This is a genomic window from Actinomadura rubrobrunea NBRC 15275 (assembly GCF_001552235.1).
In the GTDB taxonomy this organism is placed as follows: domain Bacteria; phylum Actinomycetota; class Actinomycetes; order Streptosporangiales; family Streptosporangiaceae; genus Spirillospora; species Spirillospora viridilutea.
In genome coordinates, this window is the sequence record NZ_BCQU01000012.1 from 41,063 (window position 1) to 66,460 (window position 25,398).

The 25,398-nt window shown below is 71.2% G+C and carries 23 protein-coding genes; 13 read left to right on the top strand and 10 right to left on the bottom strand.

Translation table 11 applies throughout. The features are described from left to right. The first annotated feature begins 9 nt into the window (after positions 1-9). The 4 genes from AR3_RS05630 to AR3_RS05650 all read left to right on the top strand — a co-directional run bounded on the left by AR3_RS05630 (position 10) and on the right by AR3_RS05650 (position 3,785). Positions 10-963: a 2-hydroxyacid dehydrogenase gene (locus AR3_RS05630; RefSeq protein WP_067909463.1), complete on the top strand. Its 954-nt coding sequence runs from the start codon at positions 10-12 to the stop codon at positions 961-963. Positions 964-1,032: 69 nt separating this feature from the next. Beyond that, positions 1,033-1,476: a VOC family protein gene (locus tag AR3_RS05635; RefSeq protein ID WP_067909466.1), complete on the top strand. Its 444-nt coding sequence runs from the start codon at positions 1,033-1,035 to the stop codon at positions 1,474-1,476. A gap of 87 nt (positions 1,477-1,563) precedes the next feature. Next, the gene (locus AR3_RS05640) at positions 1,564-1,986 is read left to right on the top strand and encodes an Hsp15 family ribosome-associated heat shock protein (protein WP_067909469.1); all 423 of its coding nucleotides are present in this window, start codon (positions 1,564-1,566) and stop codon (positions 1,984-1,986) included. 1,202 nt (positions 1,987-3,188) lie between these two features. Beyond that, entirely contained in the window at positions 3,189-3,785 is a 597-nt protein-coding gene (locus AR3_RS05650; RefSeq protein WP_067909475.1) for a hypothetical protein, read from the top strand. Between the two features lie 428 nt (positions 3,786-4,213). Here AR3_RS05650 and AR3_RS05655 read toward each other — a convergent pair whose 3' ends face one another. Further along, positions 4,214-5,176, bottom strand: coding sequence for an amidohydrolase family protein (locus AR3_RS05655; RefSeq protein WP_067909478.1), 963 nt, complete (start codon positions 5,174-5,176; stop codon positions 4,214-4,216). Between the two features lie 506 nt (positions 5,177-5,682). Then, positions 5,683-6,048, bottom strand: a complete 366-nt coding sequence (locus AR3_RS05660; protein WP_217998464.1) for an antibiotic biosynthesis monooxygenase family protein — start codon at positions 6,046-6,048, stop codon at positions 5,683-5,685. Between the two features lie 504 nt (positions 6,049-6,552). Between AR3_RS05660 and AR3_RS05665 the strand changes: the two genes are divergently transcribed. From AR3_RS05665 to AR3_RS05690, 6 genes are all read left to right on the top strand, one after another. Then, on the top strand, positions 6,553-7,830 hold the full coding sequence (locus AR3_RS05665) for a tetratricopeptide repeat protein (protein WP_217998465.1): 1,278 nt from the start codon (positions 6,553-6,555) through the stop codon (positions 7,828-7,830). A gap of 209 nt (positions 7,831-8,039) precedes the next feature. Next, positions 8,040-9,443 (top strand): DUF1990 family protein, encoded by a 1,404-nt coding sequence (locus tag AR3_RS05670; protein WP_067909488.1) that lies wholly within the window; start codon positions 8,040-8,042, stop codon positions 9,441-9,443. A 22-nt stretch (positions 9,444-9,465) separates the two neighbouring features. Further along, positions 9,466-10,128 carry a DUF1990 family protein gene (locus AR3_RS05675; RefSeq protein ID WP_083950981.1) on the top strand — a complete coding sequence of 221 codons (663 nt, stop codon included), beginning with the start codon at positions 9,466-9,468 and terminating at the stop codon, positions 10,126-10,128. Beyond that, complete coding sequence (locus AR3_RS05680; RefSeq protein ID WP_067909494.1) at positions 10,128-10,532, top strand: hypothetical protein; 405 nt, start codon at positions 10,128-10,130, stop codon at positions 10,530-10,532. Before AR3_RS05675 ends, AR3_RS05680 begins: the two co-directional genes overlap by 1 nt. Positions 10,533-10,740: 208 nt before the next feature. Further along, positions 10,741-11,898, top strand: coding sequence for a magnesium and cobalt transport protein CorA (locus AR3_RS05685; RefSeq protein ID WP_067909497.1), 1,158 nt, complete (start codon positions 10,741-10,743; stop codon positions 11,896-11,898). A gap of 379 nt (positions 11,899-12,277) precedes the next feature. Then, positions 12,278-13,114 carry an undecaprenyl-diphosphate phosphatase gene (locus tag AR3_RS05690; RefSeq protein ID WP_067909500.1) on the top strand — a complete coding sequence of 279 codons (837 nt, stop codon included), beginning with the start codon at positions 12,278-12,280 and terminating at the stop codon, positions 13,112-13,114. A 368-nt stretch (positions 13,115-13,482) separates the two neighbouring features. Here the strand turns inward: AR3_RS05690 and AR3_RS29360 are convergent, their stop codons facing one another. After that, positions 13,483-13,932, bottom strand: coding sequence for a class I SAM-dependent methyltransferase (locus AR3_RS29360; RefSeq protein WP_313819588.1), 450 nt, complete (start codon positions 13,930-13,932; stop codon positions 13,483-13,485). Positions 13,933-14,499: 567 nt separating this feature from the next. Here AR3_RS29360 and AR3_RS05700 point away from each other — a divergent pair. Continuing rightward, entirely contained in the window at positions 14,500-15,039 is a 540-nt protein-coding gene (locus AR3_RS05700) for a hypothetical protein (protein ID WP_067909506.1), read from the top strand. A 475-nt stretch (positions 15,040-15,514) separates the two neighbouring features. Here the strand turns inward: AR3_RS05700 and AR3_RS05705 are convergent, their stop codons facing one another. From AR3_RS05705 to AR3_RS05715, 3 genes are read right to left on the bottom strand one after another with little or no spacing between them, the layout of a single operon-like run. After that, a complete protein-coding gene (locus tag AR3_RS05705) occupies positions 15,515-16,873 on the bottom strand; it encodes an FtsX-like permease family protein (RefSeq protein ID WP_146150325.1) in 1,359 nt (452 codons plus the stop codon). Then, entirely contained in the window at positions 16,870-17,550 is a 681-nt protein-coding gene (locus tag AR3_RS05710; RefSeq protein ID WP_067909511.1) for an ABC transporter ATP-binding protein, read from the bottom strand. The genes AR3_RS05705 and AR3_RS05710 overlap by 4 nt, the downstream gene beginning before the upstream one ends. Continuing rightward, the gene (locus tag AR3_RS05715) at positions 17,547-18,077 is read right to left on the bottom strand and encodes a PadR family transcriptional regulator (protein ID WP_067909514.1); all 531 of its coding nucleotides are present in this window, start codon (positions 18,075-18,077) and stop codon (positions 17,547-17,549) included. The genes AR3_RS05710 and AR3_RS05715 overlap by 4 nt, the downstream gene beginning before the upstream one ends. 671 nt (positions 18,078-18,748) lie before the next feature. Between AR3_RS05715 and AR3_RS05720 the strand changes: the two genes are divergently transcribed. After that, the gene (locus tag AR3_RS05720; protein WP_067909516.1) at positions 18,749-19,051 is read left to right on the top strand and encodes a hypothetical protein; all 303 of its coding nucleotides are present in this window, start codon (positions 18,749-18,751) and stop codon (positions 19,049-19,051) included. Positions 19,052-19,093: 42 nt separating this feature from the next. Here AR3_RS05720 and AR3_RS05725 read toward each other — a convergent pair whose 3' ends face one another. The 3 genes from AR3_RS05725 to AR3_RS05735 form a co-directional block, all read right to left on the bottom strand. Then, complete coding sequence (locus AR3_RS05725; RefSeq protein WP_067909519.1) at positions 19,094-20,050, bottom strand: glycoside hydrolase family 113 protein; 957 nt, start codon at positions 20,048-20,050, stop codon at positions 19,094-19,096. 1 nt (position 20,051) lies between these two features. Beyond that, positions 20,052-20,660, bottom strand: coding sequence for a TetR/AcrR family transcriptional regulator (locus tag AR3_RS05730; protein ID WP_067909522.1), 609 nt, complete (start codon positions 20,658-20,660; stop codon positions 20,052-20,054). 302 nt (positions 20,661-20,962) lie between these two features. Then, positions 20,963-22,129, bottom strand: coding sequence for a cytochrome P450 (locus AR3_RS05735; protein ID WP_067909524.1), 1,167 nt, complete (start codon positions 22,127-22,129; stop codon positions 20,963-20,965). Between the two features lie 593 nt (positions 22,130-22,722). Here AR3_RS05735 and AR3_RS05740 point away from each other — a divergent pair. Further along, positions 22,723-23,136 (top strand): hypothetical protein, encoded by a 414-nt coding sequence (locus tag AR3_RS05740; protein WP_067909528.1) that lies wholly within the window; start codon positions 22,723-22,725, stop codon positions 23,134-23,136. Between the two features lie 201 nt (positions 23,137-23,337). Here AR3_RS05740 and AR3_RS05745 read toward each other — a convergent pair whose 3' ends face one another. After that, positions 23,338-25,161 (bottom strand): serine/threonine-protein kinase, encoded by a 1,824-nt coding sequence (locus tag AR3_RS05745; protein WP_146150324.1) that lies wholly within the window; start codon positions 25,159-25,161, stop codon positions 23,338-23,340. Positions 25,162-25,398 lie beyond the last annotated feature (237 nt).

Here is a 25,398-nt window from a genome sequence, read left to right on the forward strand (position 1 = left end):
AGGGTGAACATGGAGCCGCATGTCTACGTCCCCCGGCTGCTGACCGACGCGGCGATGCGAGAAGTGCGCAAGATCGGGTTGCCGGTCGTCGTGGGAGGGGAGGACCCGCCGGAGCGGGCGGCGCTGCTGCGGGACGCCGCCGGGGCCGCCGCCGTCGTGTGCACGCTCACCGAACGGATCGACGCGGAGTTCCTGGACGCGGCCGGTCCCCAACTGAAGGTCGTGGCCAATACCGCGGTCGGGTACGACAACATCGACGTCGCGGCCGCGACCGAGCGCGGCGTCCGGGTCACCAACACGCCCGGCGTGCTCGACGGCGCGACCGCCGATCTGACGATGGGGCTCATCCTGGCGACGGCCCGGCGGGTGCTGGACGGCGACCGCCTGCTGCGCGAGCGGAAGCCGTGGGTCTGGGGGCCGCGCATGCTGCTCGGCCTGGACGTCAGCGCGGGGACGACGCTCGGCATCGTCGGCTACGGCCGGATCGGACGCGCCGTGGCCAAGCGGGCCCGCGCGTTCGACATGAAGATCGTGGCGACGCCGTCCCGGTCGGCGCCGCCGGACGACGACGTGGAGTTCCTGGAGCTGCCGGAGCTGCTGGAACGCAGCGACGTCGTCACCCTGCACTGCCCGCTGACGGAGCGGACCCGGCACCTGATCGACGCGGCGGCGCTGCGCCGGATGAAGCCGACGGCGATCTTGATCAACACCGCGCGCGGCGGGATCGTGGACGAGGACGCGCTCGTCGAGGCGCTGCGCTCGGGGACGATCGCCGCGGCCGGGCTCGACGTGTTCGAGGACGAGCCGCGCGTCGACCCCCGGCTGCTCGAGCTGCCGAACACCGTGCTGACCCCGCACCTGGGCAGCGCCGGCGTGGCGACCCGGGAACGGATGTGCCGCCTGTCGGTGGCGAACGCCGCCGCCGTCCTCGCGGGCGAGGAGCCCCCCACGCCGGTGAACTGACCGGCCGCACGGCACGTCCGAGACGCCCCTGTTTACGGCGCCGTCCGTCCGTCAAGAAGATGGAGAGAGATGAGCAAGCAGCTGCCCCCGTTCCATCTGGCGATTCCGGTCGATGACCTCGAGGCGGCCCGCGAGTTCTACGGCACGGTGCTCGGGTTCAGCCAGGGCCGCTCCGACGCCAGGTGGATCGACTGGAACTTCATGGGGCACCAGGTCGTCACCCACCAGGTCGGCGACGGGCCCTCGGACACGCCGCGCGACGCCGTCGCCGGGACCAATGCCGTGGACGGCCACCAGGTTCCGGTCCCGCACTTCGGGCTCGTGCTGCCCGTCGAGGAGTTCCACGCGCTCGCCGACCGGCTGCGCGCCGCCGGCGTCCAGTTCGTGATCGAACCGTACGTGCGGTTCAAGGGCGAGCCCGGAGAGCAGTGGACCATGTTCTTGCTCGACCCAGCGGGCAACGCCCTGGAATTCAAGGCGTTCGCCGACATGGACCAGCTGTTCGCCACTTGAGCCGCGGGGGGAGCGGCGGGCGTCCGCGGCCGGGCACGGTTCGGCGCCCGAAAGGACCGAGCCGGGCCTGTGCGTTAATGTCGTGCCATGGCGGACGGCGACTCGGTGCGGATCGACGTGTGGATCTGGGCGGTGCGGCTGCTCAAGACCCGTTCGATGGCCACCGCCGCCTGCCGCGCCGGGCACGTCCGGCTCAACGACAAGCGCGCCAAGCCGTCCTCGCTGGTCAAGCCCGGTGACGAGGTGCGCCTGCGGCACGAGGGACGCGAACGGGTCGTCGTGGTGCAGCGGATCATCCGCCGCCGCGTCGGCGCGTCCGTCGCCCAGGAATGCCTGATCGACAACAGCCCGCCTCCGCCGCCGCGCGAGCTGCTGATGCCCGTCGCCCGCCGCGAACGGGGCGCGGGCCGTCCCACGAAACGCGAGCGCCGCGAACTCGAACGGCTCCGCGCCCAGATGATGGCGCCCCACGTCAACCGCCACCTCCCCCGCTCGCGCAAGCGCAGCTGATCACGCCGGCGCCGGACGCGTCGGCCCGGTACGCCCGCGCGGCGCCGTTTCTGCTGGACGTGCACCGCTGACAGATCACGTCGCTGCCGACCACTGCGAGGCGGCGCTGGAGACGGCCTCGGTTGAGGACCGCGCCGACTAACAGGGAGCCGTGTTCGGTGTGGTGTTCGCACCTCCTGCCCCGCCACGGCCGGCGGGTGGCGTCGGACGCAGCGGGGTGGTCCAGATTCGGGATCGGTGGCTGACGGGGCCTTGGAGCGCGTCGGTCCAGGTCGGCCTTGTAGGTGCGCCGTCTCCGATGGACGTGCTGGTTCGGTGTGTGCCGTCTCTGAAGGTGTTGGCGGCGGAGTGGCCCGCGCGGATGGTCATCCGGTCGGCGGCGTTGGAGACCATCTCGGTTGATCGCGCCGGTGGGCAGGGAGCCGTGTTCGGTGTGGTGTTCTCACCTCTTGCCCCACACCGCCGGCGGTTGGCGTAGGACGCTGTCGGGCGGTCCAAATCCGGTGGTGGTGGCTGGCGCGACCTGCGGGCGCGTCTCCCAGGTCGGGTTTGTGGGTGCACCCGTTTCCGCTGGACGTCCCGGGTTGGGTGTGTGCCGTCTCTGAAGGTGTTGGCGGCGGAGTGGCCCGCGCGCGGGTGGTCATCCGATCGGCTGCGTTGGAAATGACGTTCGTGTTGGTGAAAGCCGTGTCGTGATGGACCGTGTTGGTGGCAGCCATGGTCGGTGAAGGGGCTTCGACCGCTATCCGCTTCCGGGGCCTCGTTAGCGGTGATGAGTGACGCGGCCTTCGCGTCGTCCAGTTGCGCACAGGTGTGAGCCCCGTTCGGCCAGACGTTGCGCAGAGCTGTGCCGAGTGAGCAGCGCATCGAGGCGGGCTGGTGCAAAACACGGCAGTCGGTGGTGGAGTCTTCGCATGCCGAGGCCGGGCCGACTGTCGTGTGGAGGCTGACGAGGTCGGAGTGGTGGTCCCTTGCTCGAGCTGATGGGGCGAGCGGGGCTCCTCGTGAGGAGAATCGGTCCGCTCTTCCCGGCATGTACGCCTCCTGAGCCGGGTAGCCCCTTCCGGCCACCACCGGCCGCAAGGAGTGGAGCGGGCCGGGCGGCGAGGTCTGGACGGGGCCGGGTGCCTGCGATGTCAGTGACTGGTGCTACATATAGTAGCGAAGTAATCACTGTATGCATCCAAGCGAAAGGGGGAGCCATGTCCGTGCTGTCCGGCCGCCTCGCGCTCCGCGGTCTGGTCGTGCCGCTCGTCTTCGCCGGCATCGCCGGTCCCGCCGCTCCTGCGCTCGCCAACCGTCCGGCGGAGCCGCGGCAGGCCGTGCGCGTCGACCCTCGTGAGGCCTTGTTGACCTGCACGTTCAAGACTCCGGCCGGGAAGCCGATGACCTTCCGCCCGGCGATCCGGTTGCGGCGCCAGCTCGTCACCACCCGCGCCACGTTGGTGCTGCGCGGCTGCACGTCCCTCACCGGGCGCCGGTCGCGCATCGCCTCGGGGGTCATCAAGCTGAGAGGCAGCGCCCTGGCGAGCTGCACCGGCGTCCAGGACCTGCGCGGCCGCGCCACGATCACCTGGCGCGATGCCGAGGGACGCCGGATCGCGAGGTCGATATTGCGTCCGGACGGCGCCGGGAGAAGCCGCCCGTCCACCAAGACCCCGTTGAACGGACGCGTCACCGCCGGCTATCTGGCAGGGCACCGGTTCCGCGGCACCGTGCGGCCCAGGGGGCGGCTGCTGCGCTGCTTCGGAGAGGGCATCCGCTCCGTCCATGGCAGCGGCCGCATCACCATCTATTGACCGGGGCGGACATCCGTCGTGCGTCCGTGCGGCGATGACCGAGCCGTCCGATCGGCCGCGACTGGAGCGCAGCGAGCGGTCGCACATATCGATGCCCTGTCCATGAGATGGCCGCAGCTGTAGGTGAATGCCGCTCGTGGCAGCACTGCGAGGTCGACAAGTGTCTGTCCCACCGTGCTCGCAACCGCGGCCGTGGTGCCCGCCGCTGCTTCGTGCACACCGCCGCCGGTCGACGCGGGGACGTGCAGGAGGGAACGGAGCGTCGTGCGGCCAGCGGTGTCTGCCGATGCGGGTTTCGCGTACTGGCCGTCGGCATCGCCGCGCCGGGTGGAGGCCGAACCTGGAAAAGGCCGTGCAAGAGCAGCGCCGTGGGGACCGGCGAGGGGCGGGCGGCTGCTCGCCGGTCCCTTCGCGGGTGACTGCGCGGTTCACGTGGCGGCGTGCACGGGGAGGGTGAACAGCCTCGCCGCGTTCTCGTGGCAGATCGCCTGACGCTGCTCCTCGCTCGGCGACACTTCGGCCACGGCGCGCAGGCCGTCGCCGACCACGTCGGGCAGCGGCGGGGAGTCGGTGCCGAAGAGGATCCGGTCGGAGCCGAACGCGGCGAGCGCCGCGCGCAGCGCGAGACGGCTGGGGGTGGCGGTGTCGACCCAGATCTGGCGCAGGAACGAGCTCGGCGGGCGGCTGATCGGCCAGCCGCGTTCGCCGTTCGGCCGTGCTCCGCCCCAGTGCGGCGCGCGGTAGGCCCGGTCGAGCCGTTCCACCATCAGGGCCAGCGCGCCGCCGCCTGCCGTGGCGATGATCCGCAGGCCGGGATACTTCTCCAGCCAGCCGCCGAAGATGACGCAGGCGACCCCCGCGGAGACGTCGTCGAACCGGCCGATGCCCTCCAGCAGCAGCGGGTCCGTCAGCCCGGCGCCGGCGGCGGGCCAGGCCGGGGCGTGCAGCATCACCGGGACGTCCTGCTCGGCGGCCATCGCGAAGAAGCCGTCGCAGCGCGGATCGTTCAGATAGCGTCCGGCGACGCTGGTGTTGATGATCAGCCCGACGAACTCCGGTTCGGCCAGCGTCCGGGCCGCGGCCTCCAGGTGCTCGTCGTCCGCGAAAGGGTCGACGTACACCAGGCCGCGCAGGTGGTCGAAGTGATCCGCGACGGTGCCGCCGAGCCAGTCGTGGAAGGCCCTCAGCTGGTCGACGGTCTGCGCGTAGTTGTCGACGCCGGGAATCGGCGCCATCACGCCGCCGCCGACCGGGCTGCCGACGATCGACATCCGCACGCCGTCCGCCAGCTTGCTCTCGATCATGCCGTCGACGTCGGTGAGGCTCGACGGCAGCGGGAAGCGCCGAGCCTTGTCCGGTGGGGAGATGTGCGCGTGGCAGTCAATGGTCATCGCTCGCCTCCTGAGGCGTTCTGGACGATGGGCGTCGGCGTCCCCCGGCGGCCCCGCGGCGACCGCCCGCGACGGCTCTGCCGCCCCGGCACCTTCACCGTCACGAATGCCGTGACGGGAGTGCGTCGTGCGCGCCGTCGCCTGACGGTTTCTCGGGCCGCTTGTGCGGGCCTGCGGTCGAACTGCACGGGCGTCCTCGCTGAGGTGCGGCGCTGTCCGAGCGGCCGACGGACCTGCGCCTCACCAGGCTGCCCTCGGCGTACGCCACGTGCCCGGGACGTCGCGCCGGCACCCGCGGGATCGCCCCGGCACCGGCGATCGGACGCAGCCGGCCCTCCAGCACCACCGCGTGCCCCGCAGGCGACGGTCGGCGGCCGGCGGCGGGCGGACGGCAGGCACTCGCGCCGCTCCTGGGACCGGCCGCGGCGGAGGACGGTGCCATGGCGCGGAACCGGGGACCGCGTCGAGCCGGTGCCGCGTGACGGCGTCCGCCGGGCCCGCCGCGGTCAGGCCATGGCCGCCTCGGTGGTGGCGCGCACCGTGAAGCGCAGCGACTGGCGTTCCGTCGTGTACTTGATCATGGGAGCGACCATCTCCCGGTGGGCGGGATCGCGTTCCCAGGCGAGGAAGGCGTCTTCGCTGGCCCACTCGCTGGTGATCAGCCACTCGCCGGGGTCCTGGGTGGACTGGCAGAGCTGGTCGCGCAGGTGGCCCGGAACCCTGGCCACATCCCAGCGGATCTGCTCGTAGGCCCGGCGGAACGCCTCCTGGTCCTCGGGTCTCACCCGGATGAAGAACAGGACGCGATAGCGGGTGCCGGAATCGTCGTGGCAGCCGGTGGAAGCCATATCGGCCCGCGAAGTCGTACTCATCGGCTCTTCTCCCTTTGCGGCCGGTGGGAACACCGGCAGAGGCGGCGGGACGGGCGGTCGCGGCGAAAACGCCGACCGCTCAATATGTCGAAGGCGGCGCACAGCGCCGACGTATGGCCGACAGTCGGCCGCATGCGGAGCAGCCTCCTGCCGAGCGGTGACTACCCTGCTGAACTGCGGCTAATCACGATGGGTCACCATCGGTCGCGATGTGTGACCGTGAGGGGGAAGATTCCCGAATGCCGGGGGTGGGTGGGCGCTTGGCGTGCGGGGGGGCAGCGCCGTCGGCACCCGAAAAGCCGCGGAGATCGTGCAGCCGTGCTTCCCCTGGTCGGGCCCTTGAGTGCAAGGGCCGCACCATTCCTGTCTCGTCGCCAAAGCGGCGGCGGTGTCACCTGGGAGATGGCAAGCGAGGCCAGGGCGAGGTGAAGGCCGCCAGGAGCGTCATGCGCGGCTAAAAAACCAGATGATTCAGATCTATTGCGACCTGTACCGTCCAATTTCGTGAGTGACGAGGCACAGGCATTGCTGCAGTCCGGCGACATTCCGGGGCTCCTGCGACATCTCCGTGCCCATGCCGACGGCATGGAGCCGGCCGAAGCGGCGCGTCTCATGGCGGAGGCGGCCGCCCGGTCCGGTTTCGAGGACCTCCGGGAGGCGGCCGTCGCCGTGGCCGCCGATCCGTCCGACCCGCAGAAGCTGTACGACTACGGGTACGCGTGCGTGGAACGAGGCGTCTCGTTCCTCGCGGTGCCGGCACTGCGCGCTGCGCTGGCTCTGGTGCCCGGAGAGCGGGCCCTGCTGACCGAGCTCGTGGCCGCGCTGGAGGACGAGTGGCGGCACGCAGAGGCCGTCGCCGTCCTGGACGAGCACGCCGCCGACCTGTGGCCTTGGCCGGACCGCTATCTGCTGGCGTACAACGCGCTCATGGCCGGTGACCTGGACCGCGCCTCGGTCGAGGCCGAGCGGCTGCCCGCGCCCGAGGACGACGGGTGGCTGCCCGCCCGGGACCGTCTCGCCAGGATGCTCGGTAGGGCCCGCGCGGTCCGTGCCGTCAGCCCGCTCGACACCCGTGACCTGCGTGGATGGCACTTCGCGCTCACCGGCGGAGTGCTGGCCACCCTGTCCCCGTTCGGGTTCGACGACGGCATGACGGGCCGGTACGCCTACATGGGCGACGGGTACGCCACCTGCCGTCGCAGCCTGGACAGGCTCCGCCTGATCCTGGCGGCGGCCGGACGCGAGCCCGCGGCCGTCGGCCTGCTCCCCGACCGGTCCAGCCGCATCCTCGGGCTGGCGGCCGCGGAGGTCCTCGGCCTGCCCGCCGAGCCGTTCGACCCGGCGCGTCCCGACGTCCTCGTCGTGGCCTACGACCTCAACGAGGCCGACCTCGACGAGGCCGCCGCACGCGGACTGTGGGAGCGCGCGCCGGGGCAGGTGCTGTTCGAGCACGCCACCTGCTGGACCGACCCGCCGCCGGTCAGCGCGGACATCAGCGGGTTCCTGCACCAGGCGGTGGCGAAGCCCTGGGGTGAGCGGCTCCGGTTCGACTCCGACAGCGGCAACGTGGAGCAGGTCCCGCCCGACGAGCGGCCCGCCGAGGAACTGGCCGCCGAGATCGTCGGCACCGCCCCCGCCGTGGAAGAGGGCGACGGTACCGCGCCCCCGGACTCCGACGGGGTGCTCAGCCGATTCGTCAGCGCCGTCCGCGACCACTGGCTGTCCGGCCCCCGTGACCGCGTCCGCTCTCCCGGCCCCGTCCCCAGCTCCCGCTTCCAATGACGGCCGGCGCCCGCCAGGGCGGCGGTTGGGCGCCTGCATACGGCATCGGAGCCGGCCGCCTGTCCTGGTCAGAGGCGCGGCGCCGGGTTGGGGGTGGCGGCCGGGGGTACTCATGACGGAGCACGGCAGCCGCGGCCCGGGCGGGACGCGGCGACACGGAACGATCATCGGGGGGCGCCGTGCGACTTCAGTGGCGGCGGCGTGTGCGCATGGTGCGGTGGCCGGCGGGGGTTCCGCTCGCCGTGTGGCGGTGGCTTCGCGGATCCCGGGGCGTACCGCGGCACCGGCTCCGCACGAGCGCGGTCGCCGAGATCGACCGGATTCCGGAGCGCGAGGGGGACCGGCTGCAGCATCCGCGGCACGGCGCCGGGCCCGCGTTCCATCGGCGCTACATGATGCGGATCTCCGACAGCCGCCTGAGCGCCGAGCAGCTGATGGGCCGTCTGTGCGACGACCTCAACGCGGCGTCACCGGTGGAGTTCGCGGTCTTCGACAAGACGTCGGGATCCGCCGGGTGCCTGGAGGTCGGAGACGAGTACGACGTCCACATGCCCGGCCCGTGGAACTGCCCGGTGCGCGTGGTGGAACGCGATCCGCTGTCGTTCCGCCTCGCGACCCTGGAAGGGCACATCGAAGCCGGGGAGATCGAGTTCCGGGCGGAGGACACCCCGCGCGGCGACGTCATGTTCACGATCGAGTCGTGGGCGCGGAGCGGTGACCGCCTGGCGGACGTGCTGTACGACAGGCTGCGCGTCGCCAAAGAGATGCAGCTGCATATGTGGACGCACTTCTGCTCCCGCGTCGCCGACCTGTCCGGCGGGCGGATGGCGGGCGACGTGGTCGTCCACACCGAGCGGGCCGAGGACGCGGGCGGCACGGGCGGCGTGCTGCCTTTGACCCGCGCCGCCTCCGCGGTGTCCGCGCGGATGTTCGCCTTGGCGGCGCGGCTGCGCGGGGGACGGCCGCTGCACCCCAGAGGGCTGGTCTTCGACGCCACCTTGCACCTGCACGGGACGTCCCGGCTGTGGGGCGTCCCGTTCCTGGACGACACGGCCGAGCTGCGCGGCATGGCGCGGCTGTCGCGGGCGGCGGGGCTGCCTCCGCCGCTGCCGGACGTGCTGGGGCTGGCGCTGCGGTGGGAGCAGCCCGCAGACGACCGCGCGGAGGAGGCGTGCGTCGCGGAACTGCTGCTGGCCAGCACCGGGCAGGGCCTGCTGGGCCGCCACCTGCTGCGCCCCAGGTGGAGATGGGTGCCCGCGTTCTACGGTTCCCTGCTGCCGTACGCGGTCGACGGGCGGCGCCTCTTCCTCGGCGCGGTCGCGCGGCCCACCCGGACCGTCCCGGCCGACCACGCGGCCCTCGCCCGCGCCGTCGACGAACGGCCCCTGCTGCTGGACCTGGTCTTGGCCACCGAGTTCGGGTCGTGGGAACGGTTCGGCGGCCTCGTCCTCACCGGCCCGGCGCGCAGCGACGACAGCGCGCCGACCCGCTTCAACCCCGCCCGGCACCCGATTCCGGGCCTGCCGCCCGCCGGGCCGCTGCAGCGGATCCGGGGAGCGACCTACACCGCCGTCCAAGAGGCCGTCGGCCCCGCCGACGCCGTCAGGCTCTGAGCGTCCCGCACACCGTCAGGCCATGAGCGAGAACACGAGAGAGGAGCGGCGCTTGCGGCGGCTGCACGCCGAACTGCGGCACCGGACGCTCAACTTCGATCCGGCCAGGCCGCCCGAGAAGACCGGGGACGCCGGCTGGCGCGTCGACGACTACCGGCAGCCGCTGCCCGCGGAGCCGCCGGGCCCGCCGCTGCCCGACGGAAGCTGGGCGATCGCCCGCCGTCTCGTCCGGGACTACCAGTTCGCCGATCCGGCGATCATCCGGCGCGTCTGCGGGGCGGGCCGCCCGGAGCCGGGCCGCGACATGCTGCTCGACGCCCGGTTCTACGGGTTGCGGTTCCCCCTTGGGGTGCGGGTCGGCGAGGTCATCGACGGCGTCGTCGAAGAGGACGGACGCCGCGCCAGGGTGTGGGGGTGGAACTACCGGACGCTCGAAGGGCACCTCGAACGCGGCCAGATGGACCACCAGGTGCGCAAGTGGCTGGACACGGGCGAGGTCGAATTCCGCGTCCACGCCTATTCGCAGGCCGCGCCGATCGCGAACCCGGTCGTGCGCCTCGGGTTCACGCTGTTCGGCCGCGTCATGCAGGTCAGGTACCACAGGCGCGCGTGCCGACGCATGGAGCAGCTGACCACCGCCGCGTTGGCCGAGCGGCGGCGCGCGGCCGGAAAGGGAGCGGAGTGATGGCAGCAGAACGTCAGACGTACACCTTCCGCTTCTCCCCCGCATACCGGCTGGCGGCATTGCCGTTCGGGGTCACCCCCGCGTCCGCATGCGTCGTCGTCACGGACCGCCACCTGGGCATCCGGTTCGGGCCGTGGCGCCTGGTGACGCCCTTGGACAACGTCGCGGACGCGGAGGAGGTCACCGGCCCCTACGCCTTCCTGAAAACCGCCGGCCCCGCCCACCTGTCGCTCGCGGACCGCGGCATCACCTTCGCCACGAACCGCGACGGGGGCGTGTGCATCCGATTCCGCACCCCCGTCCCGGCGATCGACCCCCTGCACCTCATACGCCACCCGACGGCGACGGTGACGGTGACGCATCCGAAGCTCCTCGCCGTCCGCCTCAGCCCGCCGTCCGGCTGAGCCGCCCGCACGCCGATCAGCTGCGGACGGCGGGGGAGCCGGGATTGCGGGCGGCAAAGACGGTTGAACGCCTCGAAACGGGAAGGCTTGGCGACAGGCCGGGCGTCCATCGGACGCCTGCCGATCACGGGCGCCAGGAAGAGCTCATTCGTCGACGCCCGTGGACGGGCGTTCGTGCGCCTCTCCAGCGCAGGTGTGGAGGTCTGAGATGGCTGAGCGGAGGTTGCGTTCGCTGCGTCCGCTCAAGCGCGGCCCGGCCCAGGGGCGCGGAGCGGGCGACGACCGGGCCGAGGCGCCGGAGCGGTCGATGGACCCGCGGGGCGACGCGGCCGGCGTCGAGGTGGAGAACCGCGTCATCGACAACGCCATCTACCGGGACGGGCGGCGCGTCGACTCTCCCCCTTCCCTGGCCGACACGATCAAAAGGCTGCGCGACACCGACGGCGCCATGGCGTGGATCGGGCTGTACCGGCCGGCCGAGTCGCAGCTGCGGTCGCTGGCGGCGGAGTTCGGCCTGCACGAGCTGGCGTTGGAGGACGCCATCGTCGCCCATCAGCGGCCCAAGTTGGAGCGCTACGGGGACACCCTGTTCGCGGTCCTGCGCTCGGCCAGGTACCTGGACGAGGCGGAGGAGGTCGACTTCGGCGAGCTGCACGTGTTCGTCGGCCGCGACTTCGTCCTGACGGTCCGCCACAGCGAGGCGCCCGACCTGGCCGTCGTCCGGCGCCGCCTGGAGGCCGACCCCGAGCTGCTCAGGCGCGGCACGGAGGCCGTGCTGTACGCGATCCTTGACGCGGTGGTGGACGGCTACGCGCCCGTGGTCGCCGGACTGCAGAACGACATCGACGAGATCGAGACCGAGGTCTTCCGCGGCGACCCCACGGTGTCGCGCCGCATCTACGAGCTGTCGCGCGAGGTGATCGAGTTCCAGCGCGCCACCCACCCCCTCCTCGGGATGCTGGAGGGGCTGACGGCCGGGTTCGCCAAGTACGGCACGGACGAGGAGCTGCAGCGGTATCTGCGGGACGTGGCCGACCACGCCACCACGGTCGTGGAGCGGGTGACCGGGTTCCGGCAGATGCTGGCCGACATCCTGACCGTCAACGCCACCCTGGTCTCCCAGGCCCAGAACGAAGAGATCAAGCATCTGACCCAGGCCAGCTACGCCCAGAACGAGGAGATCAAGAAGATCTCCGCCTGGGCGGCGATCCTGTTCGCGCCCACCCTGATCGGGACCGTGTACGGCATGAACTTCGACCGCATGCCCGAACTGCACTGGATCCTGGGGTATCCGTTCGCGCTGGCGCTGATGGCCGGCACCTGCGTCACGCTGTACCTGGTCTTCAAACGCCGCAACTGGCTGTGACCGCCGCCCGTCCCCGAGACGCCCGGGAGGCGCGGCGGTGGACGTCCAGCGGCCCCGAGGCGGCGCGATCGCGGGTGTACGGCTGGATGACCTTCGGTGAACAAATGGCGGCAATCGTTTAGAAAATGTTCATTCCGTATTCGCGGAAGCTTTCGCGGACGCGCCGGCCTGGCCCTTCGGCGTCCCGGCTAAAGTAGGGCCCGCTTAGTGCGATTCATTGGTCCGTCCATCCGGCGAAAGTCAGTACTGTCTCTGCCGGCTCCACAGAGATGGGCCTCAGGGGGCGCGACGCTTTCCCCTGAGCGCGCGTCCGCCCAGGTCCGGTGGACGGCCGTGCCCGCGTCGCGGCGTACACCGCTGAACGAAGACGAGGATCATTGTGAACATCCTGGAAGCGGTCGTCCTCGGTGCAGTGGAGGGGCTGACCGAATTCCTGCCGATCTCCAGCACCGGACACCTGACGATTCTGGAGAGCGTGTTCGGACATTCCCCCGACGATCCCGACATCACCGCGTTCACCGCGATCATTCAGGTCGGCGCCGTCCTGGCGACCCTGCTGTACTTCCGCGCCGACTTCGCCCGGCTGATCGCCGCGTGGGCGCGCGGCGTGGCCCGCCGCGAGTACCGCGACGACCTGGACTACCGCCAGGCGTGGGCGGTCATCATCGGCACGATCCCCATCGGCGTCGTCGGCCTGCTGTTCAAGGACCAGATCGAGACGACGCTGCGCAGCCTCTGGTTCGTCGGGGCGGCGCTGATCCTGTGGAGCGGCGTCATGTACTACGCCGACCGGACCGCCGCCCAGGACAGGATCGAAAAGGACGTGACCTGGAAGGACACTCTGATCATCGGGGTAGTCCAGTGCCTGGCGCTGATCCCCGGCGTGTCCCGGTCCGGCGCGACGATGTCCGCCGGGCTGCTGCGCGGCCTGGACCGCGTCACGGTCACCAAGCTGTCGTTCTACCTGTCGGTCCCCGCGCTGGCCGCCGCCGGTGCGCTCCAGCTCGTCACCGAGTTCGACGCCATCTCCAAGGGCGTCGGCTGGCCCGCGACCATCACCGCCACCGCGGTGAGCTTCGCCGTGGCCTACGTCGCGGTGGCCTGGCTGCTGAAGTACGTCGCGAAGCACACCTACAGCGTCTTCGTCGGATACCGGCTGGTCCTCGGCGTCATCGTGCTCACGCTGGCCGCCACAGGCGCGGTCGCCGCGTCCTGATCTCGCACGTCGGGGCCGGCCGCATGGCGGCAGCCCGGCAGCCCGACCGGCGTCGGTCGCGGACGTCTGCCTGGCGCTTGCCGTGGTGAGGGCGCTGCAGATGGCGACGGGCGCTGGTGGTCGCCGACCTGCGGGGCCTCCTGGTGCCGCCGGGCCACGGGGACGCCCGTACGACATCACCGCCCGTCCCGTCGGCGCCCAGGCTGTTTGCAGCTGCGCCGCCGGCGCCACACCGTCCGCTTCATTACCCCGGCCCTGCTCAGCCAGGTCGCCCCGCGCCGCCCCGGCTGGCGCCGCCACGTGGTCGCCGCCCTGTTCCTCAGCATGATCCTGCTGATGGTGATTCCTCCGCACCGACCGCGCCTGGATCACCGATATCGCCCGCTTCGCGCTGGTCGGGGTGGTGGCGTTGCCGGCCAGCCACAGGTGCTCGACGCGGCCGCGTGGCCGTGGCCAAGCGGCGGATCAGCGCCTCGCGCGCGGGCCGGGGCAGTCGCAGGTACTGCGCCGACCCCAGGTCGAACTGCGCCGGTGCGGGTTCCCAGGCCGTGACGTCGGCCCGCTGTGACGTCCACGCCGGCCTCGTCCGCGTGCCGGGCGGCCCTGTCCAGCGCGGCCTGCGCGACGTCGACCCCGGTGACCTTCCAGCCGCGCGAGGCGAGCCAGATCGAGTCGGCGCCCTCACCGCTGCCGACGTCCAGCGCCCCCCTACCGGGCGGAAGGCCGGCGGCGGTGGCGACCAGCTGCGGATTGGGTTCGCCGCTCCAGACCCGTTCCCCCGACCCGTACCGCTCCATTCCCAGGCGTGAGCATTTCATCTGGTTGGTTGCGCTGTTGGGCTGTGCGGTCCGCGCCGCTATTAGCCGGGCCACCGACCGCGCCGAACTGCGCCTTCTGCGCTGAGCGAAGGTGCTCCCATGCCGCCGCACGGCAGCACCCCTCCACTTCACGACCGCATGACGGCCTCAGACGCCGACCAGGTGTCCCCACCACTCGGCGCCCACGACGCCGTGGCATGCCTGGTCCTACGCCGCTACGACGAAGCCCGCCTACGCCTGTCCGGAGCCGTCCCCGTAGCCTGACCCACCCACCAATGACCATGCGCGCTCTGCACGTCGTTCGGCGTTGACCTCGACCGCGCTTGAGGTTGCAGGCTGACAGGTGACTGGGAAGCGGGCTGCGGGGGCGTCCACCGACCCGTGCGTCTCGGAGCCCGTGACCGTCGTCGCACAGACGGTCCGGCTGGGCCGCGGCGGGCGTCGCCTGTGGGGGTGATGCCCGCATGCGGCCGGAGTCGCTCGTCCAGCTGGTTTCGCCCGGGCGAGTACGGCGGCACCCAGTCGGCCGTGACCCGACGTCCACCGAGAAACGCCAAGGGGAGCACGATGGTGAACGTTCTGTACATCTCGCGGACCCGCATCGACGGTGAGTGGGTCCCGATCGAGAACTACTCGCGGGACTTCACCGTGACGGCTCCCGACGCGGTCAGACCCGGCGAGGAGTTCACCGTGCGGTTCGCTTCGGCCCCGATCCTCGCCGTGGCGGCGTTCAACAAGCAGCTGACGGATCTGCGAGTGGCGTATCGGGTGACCGGTGCGGGCACCGTCGTCACATACCGGCTGGAAGGCGGGACGAACACCGGCGACGCTCGGTTCTGGGTGGAGCGGAACGGCACGGATCTGGTCGTGCGCTCCGACGGCGCCTTCCCCGGCGGAGTGGAGTTCGACATCCCCGACCTGGTGGTCACGGTGCGGGCGGGCAGCTCGGGCGCTGTGACGACGTCGCCTGGTGGGTCGAGCTTCGAAGCCCCGGCTTTCTACTGGTTCCGCGAGCAGACCACCACCGGGTCGTGGGACCCGTTCGAGAACTACGTCGACCCGGCCGCGCCCGTCACGTTCACCACGACCGCCATCGAATCCTCCTAGCCGCCCGCGCAGCGCCGTCCTGAGCGCCAGGCAGGGCGGCCTGGATAGTGAAGCTTCGCAACGCTGGCCTGCCCAGGGGAAGACAGCAGGTGCTGGAACGCCTCGGCACCGAGACCGGCTTTGAGCGCGACGTGCCGTACGCCGACCGGGGCCGGGCCGACGGAGGCCGTCGCTCGCAAGAGCGGGGTGCGCGGTGTGCCGACGACGGGCCTCCCGTGTCGGCCGGCCATACCCCCGCTGAGCTGCGACGCTGCTAGAGGCCGGCTTGCAGGACGCACGCGCCGGACGCCCCGGCGACCGGTGACCGGCCTGGACGACACATCGACGTCGGCATCGCACTGCCCGGGCATGCACCCTGGACCGACGCCAGGGCGCTCGAAGCTGGAGGGGCGTCCGGGAAGCCTCGTCCATCAGCCGGTCCTGGCAGCACCGGGCGGATCGCCTCGCGGCGATCCGCCCGGCACGCGCGCCCGGGTCACTCGGTGCGCAGATGCTCCGGAGCGGCGGCGCGGGAGAGGAGGCGACCGGACGCGGCGGTGACGGCGGCCGCGGCCGCGACGGCGAGGGCGACCATGAGCAGGGCCCGGCCCACCGTCCAGACGACCATCAGCGGGCTCGGTCCGATGACGAGCTCCGGCGCCATGCCGAGGAGCGTGGCCAGGGCCGCGACGGCGCACACCGGGGTCGCGGCGATGAGGGTCTGGCGCGCCGCCGCCCGGCGCAGGGACGCCATCGGGACTCCGGACGCGGCCAGCACCGCCATGGAACGGCCGTTCTCCAGCAGCGCCTCGGCCCGGTGCACCACCAGCGCGGTGACCGCCACGAGCAGCGCGAACAGCAGCGCCGCATAGGTCAGGCCGAAGCTGACCAGCCAGAACGATCCGATCGGCGCGTCCGCCGTGGAGGCGTTGTGGAACACGTCCCACTCGATGACGCCGGCGCCCGTGCCGAAGGCGACCACCAGGCCGACGACCGCCATGGTGCGGCCCGTGGCGCGGGGGTCGCCCTCCAGGGCCCGCGCCGCCAGCAGTGTCTCGGGGGTGCGCGCCCGGCGGGCGGTCAGGCGGGCCGCCTCGAGAACCAGACGGCTCGAGCCGGTCATGACACCGAGAAGGGCGGCGGCGGCGCCGAGGAACAGCAGCGAATGGCCGAGGTCCAGCCACGGGACGAACGTGCTGACCACCATGAGCGCGACGCCGGCGGCCAGCGGGATCAGGGCGGCGCGGCGCGGCCGGGGACGGGTGCCGCGCCGGGCGACGTGCAGCGGCGAGGTGACGACGTGGCGGGACACCAGCAGGCTGACCGCCGCTGCGGCCGCCGCCACCAGGACGAGCACGAACGGAACCACCCAGAGCGCGATCGCGTACCGCCCGGTGTGGTGCACCCCGAGCGCGGCCATCGCCGCCCGCTGCGCGCACACGTAGGCGATGCCCCCGCTGACCGCCCCCGCCGCGCCGATGCGGACGGCCTCGACCGCCGCCAGCCGCCTGACGTCGCCGGGCGTGGCGCCCGCCAGCCGCAGCGCAGCCAGCCGCCGCTCCTGCGTGGCCTGCGCGACCCGTCCGCTCTGGTGCACCAGCGCCAGCACCGGGATGACCAGCAGCACCAGCGCCAGCGCGGTGCCCGGCCGCAGCCCCTCCTCGGCGACCAGCCCGGCCCAGTCGGTCTGCACGGTGCCCCGGATCATCACCAGGTTCACCGCGCCGAGCATCAGGAACGTGGTCAGCGCGGCGCAGCAGGCCAGCAGCCGGCGCCGCCGCCGCTCGGCGCGGGAGGCGCCGCGCGCCAGCATCGCGGCGATGCCGAACGGCATGCGCGTCCCTTCCCCGGTCACCGGGCCACCGCCGGGACGTCGGACACGACGCCGTCGCGCACCACGACCTCGCGGTCGGCGTAGGCGGCGATCCGGTTGTCGTGGGTGACCAGGACGACGGTGGCGCCGCGCTCGCGGGCCGCCCCGAGCAGCAGGCCGAGCACCTCCTCGCCGGTGACGCTGTCGAGCGCGCCGGTGGGCTCGTCGGCGAAGATCACCGCGGGTTCGGTGGCCAGCGCCCGGGCCACCGCGACCCGCTGCGCCTGGCCGCCCGACAGCTCGCCGGGCCGCAGCGCGGCGCAGTCGCCCACGCCGACGCGTTCCAGCCACTCCCGCGCGGCGGCGGAGGCCTCGGCGCGGTCGGTCCCGCGGAACATCAGCGACACCGCCACGTTCTCCTCGGCGGTCAGCTCCGGCACCAGACCGCCGAACTGGAACACGATGCCGAACGCCTCGCGCCGCAGGCGGGTGCGGGCGTCCTCGTCCAGTTCGTCCACGCGGGTCCCGCCGTAGTGGATCTCGCCCTCGTCGGGGACGACGATTTCGGCCAGGCAGTGCAGCAGGGTGCTCTTGCCCGAGCCGCTCGGGCCGGAGATCGCCACGACCTCTCCGGCGTCGATCGACAGGGAGGCGTCGCGCAGCGCCCGGGTGCGGCCGAACGTCTTGGCGACGCCGCGCGCGTGCAGCAGGGGACTCATCGGCTGATCTCCTTGGTCAGGTCGGCCAGGCGGCGCACGGCCAGTTCCATCCACCGCAGGTCGGCGTCCAGGTGCAGCAGGGCGTAGTCGGCGGCGAGCACCTCGGCGACGGACGCGCCGGGAGCGGTCTTGGCGCGGGTCAGCTCGCGCATCCGCTCCAGGTGGGCGGCGCGCTGCCGGTCCAGCCCGGCGCGTGCGTCGCCGCCCGCCACCAGTGCCATGACGACGCGGCTGAACAGCGCGCCGCCGACGTAGGGCAGAGGCGGTTCGGTCTCGGCGAGCCAGGCCCGCATCCGCTCTTCGCCCTTGGGCGTCAGCTCGTACACCGTGCGCTCGGGCCCGTTCTCCTGGACGACCTCGGCGACGGCCACGAGCCCGTCCCGCTCCAGGCGCTGCAGCGTCGAGTAGACCTGCCCGTACGGCAGCGGCTTGGCCCCCGGGAGCCGCTCGTCGTGTTCCCGCTTGAGCTCGTATCCGTGCTTGGGGCGTTCGGCGAGCAACGCCAGCAGGATCTGCGGAGTCGACATGGGCGCGACTATACACTCGATGTATATACCGAGTGAATAGCTGGCCGACCTGGGCTTCCTTCCTGGCTTCGCCTTCCGTGGCGGGGGTGGGCTTCCTGGAGAGGGCCTTCCGGGCGCGGTTCAGGTCTTGAGGCGTTCCACTCGGCGATGACGACTGCGGCGACCGCGCGCCGGAGAAGTCGACCAGGGCGCGGCACTCGGACATGAACGCGTCGAGGCCGAAGACCAGCATGATCCCGGCGGCCGGGACGGTGCCGACGGTGCACAGGGGCGCGGGCAGCGCGATGAATCCGCCGTCCGCGACCGTTCGCCGTGTCTCACGGCCACGACATGATCGACGCCCGGGACCGGCTGCCCGCCACCGAGCAGGAATCCGTCGGTGTCGGCGTGGGCGGCGACGCCCCGGGTGACGGCGCAGATTCACCTATCGCAGATCCGCCTATCCCTGAAACCCCGCGCGTGACTGGGGCTCGGATCCGCTGCACTGCGGAGGCGCCTGTACGCCACCGCCCGACCGTGTGCTTCTGACCCACGCGGCTCTCTCCCCGACCCGGTGGGCGGGGCGGGGAGAGAGCGATACACGACTCGGGGTGTAGGTGATTTGTCCCCGAAGGCGACCGTGCGTGCTGCAATGGGTGTTAAGGGCGAATGTGGCGCGGAGTCGAGGAGAGATGATCATGGGCACACCGGCTGCCGACGTGTGGATCGTGACTCACGATGGTCGTGACTTGGTCCGGGCTGATGCGATCGTGTTGATCCGTTTAGACGACACCGGTCGGCTGACAGCGCAACTGAGGGATGAGGCGAGGGTCACCGTGGCCCTGTTGGAGGGCTCGGCCTCTGGCCGCCCGCCCGCTGATTTTCATCGTCAGCTGATCCGGATGGTGTCCGAACTCGCGGATTCCAGTGGCGCCCAGCTCGTCCGTGCGCAGAGGGACCAGCATGGCTGGCATTGGGTGAGCGAGACGTTGTAGGGCCCCGGGTGGTCCCTGAACGGGAACCGATCGCGCTGAACGTCAGTCGTGGCGGCCGTTCGGCCGTTGATACCTGGCGCTCATGGCGTGGAAGACCTTCTTCGGTTCCCACCGGGTGTCGTCGAGCATGCGCACGACACCGTAGGAGGCGATGTCACGGTCACGGGGCTTGTCGTAGTTGGCGAAGGCGAACCACAGCGCGGTGTCGACGCCTTCGGCCTCGAAGATGTCGAGCAGTTCGTCGAGGTAGCGCACCTGCTCGTCCTCGTCCGGGACCGCCCCCGGCGGCGGCTGCCAGGCCATGCCGCCCAAGTCGCCCGCGCCGCGGTAGGCGCACGTGCCGTACTCGGTGATGGCGACCGGCTTGCCGTGGGAGAAGAACTCGCGCAAGTGGATGCGGAAGTCGTCGGCGTTCTGTGCCGATCGGTAGGCGTCGACGGACACCACGTCGAACGGCTCCCAGTCGACGGGTTCCCAGGGACCGGACGCGTAGGTGACCTTCCCGCCGAAGTGCCGGCGCACCGTCGCCGCGGCTTCCGCGAGGAATTCGTTGAGGCGCTCGATCGCAGGCCCGAGAGAGGCCCACCACTGCAGGTCGGCGTTGACCATGGCGTGGAGACGGTCGCGGTAGGTGTCGCCGGGAAGGAAGCCGCGACCGAAGGCGCTGAGTTCGCATCCGGTCACGAACACCACCTCCGCGCCGCTCTCGCGCACGGCCTCCGCGCGCCGCGCGCAATCGGCGAAGAACGGCAGGACGTCCTCCGGTGGGACGTCGATCGGGAACGGGGAGAACCACACTTCGAGCCCGGCGTCGGCCGCGTGCCGCGCCGCGACGCTCAGCCGTTCGGCGTCGCGTCCGGAGATGCGCACGGCGTCGCAATGCAGGTCGCCGGCGATCACCGCCATCTCGGACCGGACATGCTCGGGGTCGAAGGTCTTCCGAGTGAGCTGGGAGCCGGGGAACGTTCCGGTGTCGTAGTTGATGCCTCGTGCGCGCACGTCAGCGCCTTTCTATGCGTTCGAGTCCGTTTTCCAGTAGGTCGAAGGCCAGTTCGACGTCCTTGGCCAGCGCGCGGCGGGCGTCCTCGGCGGAGGCGCCGTCCAGAAGGCGCTGGAAGTACGTCTCTTGGAGAGTGAGCAGGGACGCGGCGATCTGGGCGGCCATGAGAGCGGCGGCCGTTGGGCCGTACTCGTCGGCCAAGACCTGTGCCAACGCCTGGCGCTGCTGGTAGAGCAGCGCGTTCGCGGCGCTCTGCAGCGTCGGGCTGTCCTGGATCACGCGCACCCGGGCGAGAAGCGCGTCGCGGTCCGCCTCGGGGATCTGCCTGGCGGCGAACGCGCGGAAATGCGCTCGGAGGGCGTCCAGGAACGTCTGGCCGTCCGGCCGCGAGGCGACGATCCCGGCCAGGTCGTCGTCGCCGACGCCGTGCAGGGCGAGGGACTCCTTGGTGGGGAAGTAGGCGAACAGCGTCGCCTTCGCCACCTCGGCGGCCTCGGCGATCTCGTTCACCGTCACCGCGTCGTAACCGCGCTCGGTGAACAGCCGCAGCGCCACCGCGGCGATGCGCCGCCTGGTCTGCTCCTTCTTGCGCTGGCGTAGCCCTGTCACACGGCCACCATAGCCATACTCGGTTCAAAACTGAACTCGGTCTAGCTATCGCCGGGGCTGACCTGCCCGCCAAGGGATGCCATCCAGGACGTCAGTCGTACGGCCCTGCACGGCTCACCAGCCGTCCAAACCCCCTAGGCGTGGCGCCCCCGGTCCCAGCGCGACTCGGCAACAGCTGAAAGCTGCGCCGTGGAGGCGAGTCCATCGCCTTGGCAGCTGCCAGGATCACGGCTTGTCGCCAGGACGTTCTGCCCGTCCGGGACGCCCGCTGCGCTGAGCGGCCTGGGGCGCGGCGGAGTCGCTCACACCGACCAGGTGAGAGGCAGGGTGTCCAGGCCGAGCACGAGACTGGCGTGTTCCATGGGCTGAGCGCCGTCCGGGATGCGGTAGTCCGGGATGCGGCGGTGCCACTCCTCCAGGGCGACCCGCAGCTCCAGGCGCGCCAGGTGGGCCCCGAGGCAGCGGTGCGGGCCCGCGCCGAAGGCGATGTGCCGGTTCGGCCTGCGGTCGAAGTCGACGGTCTGCGGGTCGCGGAACGCCCGCGGGTCGCGGTTGGCCATCATGAGCGGCAGCATCAGCATGTCGCCGGCGCGCATGGGGCAGCCGTGGACCTCGGCGTCGACGGTCAGCTTGCGGGCCGGAAGCACCAGCGAATAGGCGCGCAGCAGTTCCTCGACGGCGTCGGGGATGATCTCGGGGTCGGTCACGATGCGGGCGCGGTCGGCGTCGTGGCGGGCCAGGTGCCAGAACGAGTACGACAGCTGGGCGGTGACGGTGTCCAGCCCGGCCATGAACAGCAGAACGCACAGCTGCAGCAGCTCGCCGTCGGTGACCGGCCTGCCGTCCGGCTCGAACGCGATGGCGGCGCTGACCAGGTCGTCGCGGGGGTCGGCGCGCCGTTCGGCGATCAACTCTTGGAAGCAGGCCGCCACCTTGCCCATGGCCTCGACGCGTCCCTCCCCGGACGAAGGCGGGTGCAGGATCGCGTACTCCCACTCCAGGAACTCCTCCAGCCGATCCGTGGGCAGCCCCATGAACTCCAGGAACACCGTGGTGGGGAAGCGGCGGGTGAAGTCGGCGACGAAATCGCACGACCCCTTGTCGGCCAGGCCTTCGATCAGTTCGATGCATCGGTGCCGGATGGCGCCCTCCATCGCGGCGGCGCGGGCGGGCGTGAACAGCGGGCGCAGCAGCCTCCGCCACGCGGTGTGCTCCGGCGGATCCAGCATGATCGGAATCCACTGGTGGGGCGGGTTCGGGTCCATGACGGAGATCGCGCGGCTGGAATGGGACGCGACATCCTGGTAGGCCGCGAGGATGTCCTCGTGTCGGGTCAGCACCCAGAATCCGTGCCCGGCTTCACTTCGGAACGCCGGGTACCGCTCACGGAGATCGTCCAGCATCCGATGGCTGGTGCCCGCCGGGCGGGGTTCACCGTAGGGGTCGAAGACGATACTGGGATGGCTCATCCGCGGCCTCCTTCGCGTGCGGCGCCGCACAGGTAGCAGTTGAGTTGTGCCCCGACCGTCCGACAGCGGGAACGGCACCGCATGCAGGCTTCCCAGCTCGGGCCGCCGTTTCAGCAGGTCGACCGGACAGCTGTCCCTCGCCGACCAGGCGATGGCCGTACAGCCGCGTCACACTGGGGCGACAAACATCGACCCCTGCCGACACCCGCTCCGACGTCACGCTCTCCTCAGCCCTGGGGACCGATCAATGAACTCGAGCTTAGGAGCTTTATCGACTTATGGAGCAGATGTCTGATTGCGGACATCCCTATCCGGCAGGGCGCTGCCCAGCCCCGAACCATTCGCGCCGATCCCGGCGACGGCCACAAGGCTCGTCCGCCCCACTGAACGATCGTGAAATCCCCGACTGTGATGCGGACCGCCTGCCGTCCTATCACTCGGGCAACCGCCGCGGGTGGGTGCAGGAATGGGCCAATACGATGGGAGATCACGTTCGAGCGGAGGTCGGCGGCACACCGCAACAACGGGGTCGCCCTCATCGACTGCGGTGAAACCGGAAGAAGCTCGCCCACAAGGCTGACGAAGGGCACGGAATGGAGCTCAAGGGCTTTCGCATCGTCGGCTTCTACCGGGAGCAGGGCCACTTTCGGGGGATCGACCTCCCCTCCATCCGCGACGCGGCCCCGGACGTTCGCCTTGATGACTTGCCCCGGGTGCACAAGTACCTGACGGAGGCACACTGGGTGACGCTGGTGATGGAGGCAAGCGAGGACCTGCTCGCCGGCGAGCTGCGCGAGGGCGAACCCGAGCTGGCCGGCGGCCCGTCCCTGCACAGTGACGGGACCTGGGTGTGGCCCCACGACCTGGCCTACTACGTCCGCAAGTACGGCCTGGCCCTGCCGGGCGACTTCCTCGACCACATCAGAGCGCAGCGGTACGAGCCCCCCGAGCTCACCCGCCTCCAGAGGATGCGTCTCAACCAGTGGGCCGCCCACGTGTACGCCTGACCGCGCCGCCCCGTCCACCCGCCGCGCGGCGAACCAGGAGCCAACGGTCGCCGAGCTGCAGACCGTCAACGATGTGATCGCCGTCTACCGGCGGGCACTCTCCGCCACCGCTGCCGGCTGTACCGCGGCCCACAGCTAGTGGCGCCACCTGAGCCGTCCATCCGCCATATCCGGCGGTCCTCCAAGGAAATCCGGGGCGGTTCAGTCGAGGGCGGTCCAGTTGAGGAGGTTGTGGAGGCCCTCGAGCACCGTGTCCTTGTATTCGACGTCGGTGACCCGGATCTTCATGTACCGCGTTCCAGAGAACACCCAGTAGTCGTTCCGCGCGCCCGGCACGGGCAGCACCGCGTCGATCTTCTGTCTGAAGTCGGGGAACCGGTTGAACGTGCCGGTCCACGCGTCGAGGCCGGAGGGGCCGTAGGTGGCCTGGCCGCCGGGGCCTTCGCCGTCCAGCCGGGTCCGGACGTACTGGTCGCCGGCGAACACCCAGTACTGGGTCGGGTCGTCCGGCGTCGGCATCACGGCGTCGATGCCCTTGGCCGTCAGCTCGCCGAAAGCGTTCTTCCAGTCGGTGAGCGGCCTCGGCCCCGCCACGAGCGTGTCCTCGTACTTCTCGCCGGACTTGGTGAGCCGGATCCGGATGTACCGGCTCCCGGAGAACACCCAATACTCGTCGGCGGACCCCGGCACTGGTAGCGCCGCGTCAATCTTCTTGCGGGACTCGGGAAGGTTCTCGAACGTGTCGTCCCATTCCTTGAGCCGCATGACGGCCGTGTGGCGCCTCCTCACCGGGTAGTCCGACTTCGCGGCGCGGAACCGGATGAAGGTGTCATCAGAGAACATCCAGTAGTCGCCCGGGGCAGTGGAACCCGGATCGCCCGGAACCGGCATGACCGCGTCGACAGGGGTCGGACGCGTGGTGTCCATCGAGTCCTGACCGGACGATCGCGCGGAGGCGACCGCCCCCGAGAGGGCATCGGCCTCGCTGCCCAATCGGCTCATCAGGACACCCGTGGTGACGGCGACGCCGAGCAGGACGGCGGCGCACAGCAACGCCGCCAAGCCGAGCAGGGTTCGGCGCGGAGCCGTGTTCCACTTGCGTGTCGCCTTCGAAACGTCCGGCGTGGCCGTTGCCGTCGTGGTGAGGGACCGCAGCATCTCGCGCGCCTCCGCGATGGAGGGGCGGTCGGCCGGGTTCTTGCGCAGCAGCGCTTCGAGTAGGGCGCGCAGCGGTCCCGCGGCGGCCGGGATCTCCGGGTCCTCTCGGAGGACGGCGTTGATCACCCCGGCGGCTTCCGGACGGGCGAACGGGGGACGGCCGGACAGCAGTGCACACAAGGTGACGCCGAGGGAGAACAAGTCGCTGGGCGGTCCCGCATGCCCGCCGCTCAACCGTTCCGGGGCGATGTATCCCAGCGACCCCACCACCGCGCCGGTCGTGGTGATCGACTCGGCTCCGGCCAGCGCCGCGACGCCGAAGTCGCAGAGCACCGCCTTGCCGTCGCGGCGCAGCAGGACATTGCCCGGCTTGAGGTCCCGGTGCAGCACACCGGCGGCGTGCACGGCCTCCAGAGCGGACAGGAGTTGCAGACCGATGTCGGCGACGGCGGACGGGCTCATCGGCCCGTTCGCCTTGACGTGGTCCTTCAGCGAGGGCCCGTCGACGAGCTCCATCACGAGCCACAGCCGCTCGTCCTGCTCCACGAGGTCGTAGACGTTGACGACGTTCGGGTGGGATATCCGAGCGATGGTGTGCGCTTCCCTGCGCGCCCGGGCGGCTTGCTTGTCGAGTTCCTCGCCCGTGGCGAGAAGATGCATCTCTTTGATGGCGACGGTGCGACTCAGAAGTCGATCAGTCGCGCGCCATACGGTTCCCATGCCCCCGCTGCCGAGGCGCTCCAGCAGTACGTAACGGTCGGCAAGCACCCGTGAGCCACCGCTGTCAGCCACGGAACCAAACCTACTGATCATGTGGTGTTCTCGTACAGCGATCAGCGTACTGCCTGAGCGGTGACAAGCTTCCAAGAAAGGGCGAGACGGTCAGTGGAGCCATCTCGCCAGGTCGGCGGACTGATCCTGCTCTGCGGCAAGTGATCAGTCGCTCACCGCCGCCGTCGGCAGGGAGCCACTGTGGACGAAGGACATGCCCCGAGAACCGGAGCATCGCGGCTGATCAACTGAAGGCGTTTCGGTGCTCTGGGCGGCGTCACTCGCGCCGCGGATGAGCAATGCCCGGGGCCTGACGTCAGGGCCGACCGTTCA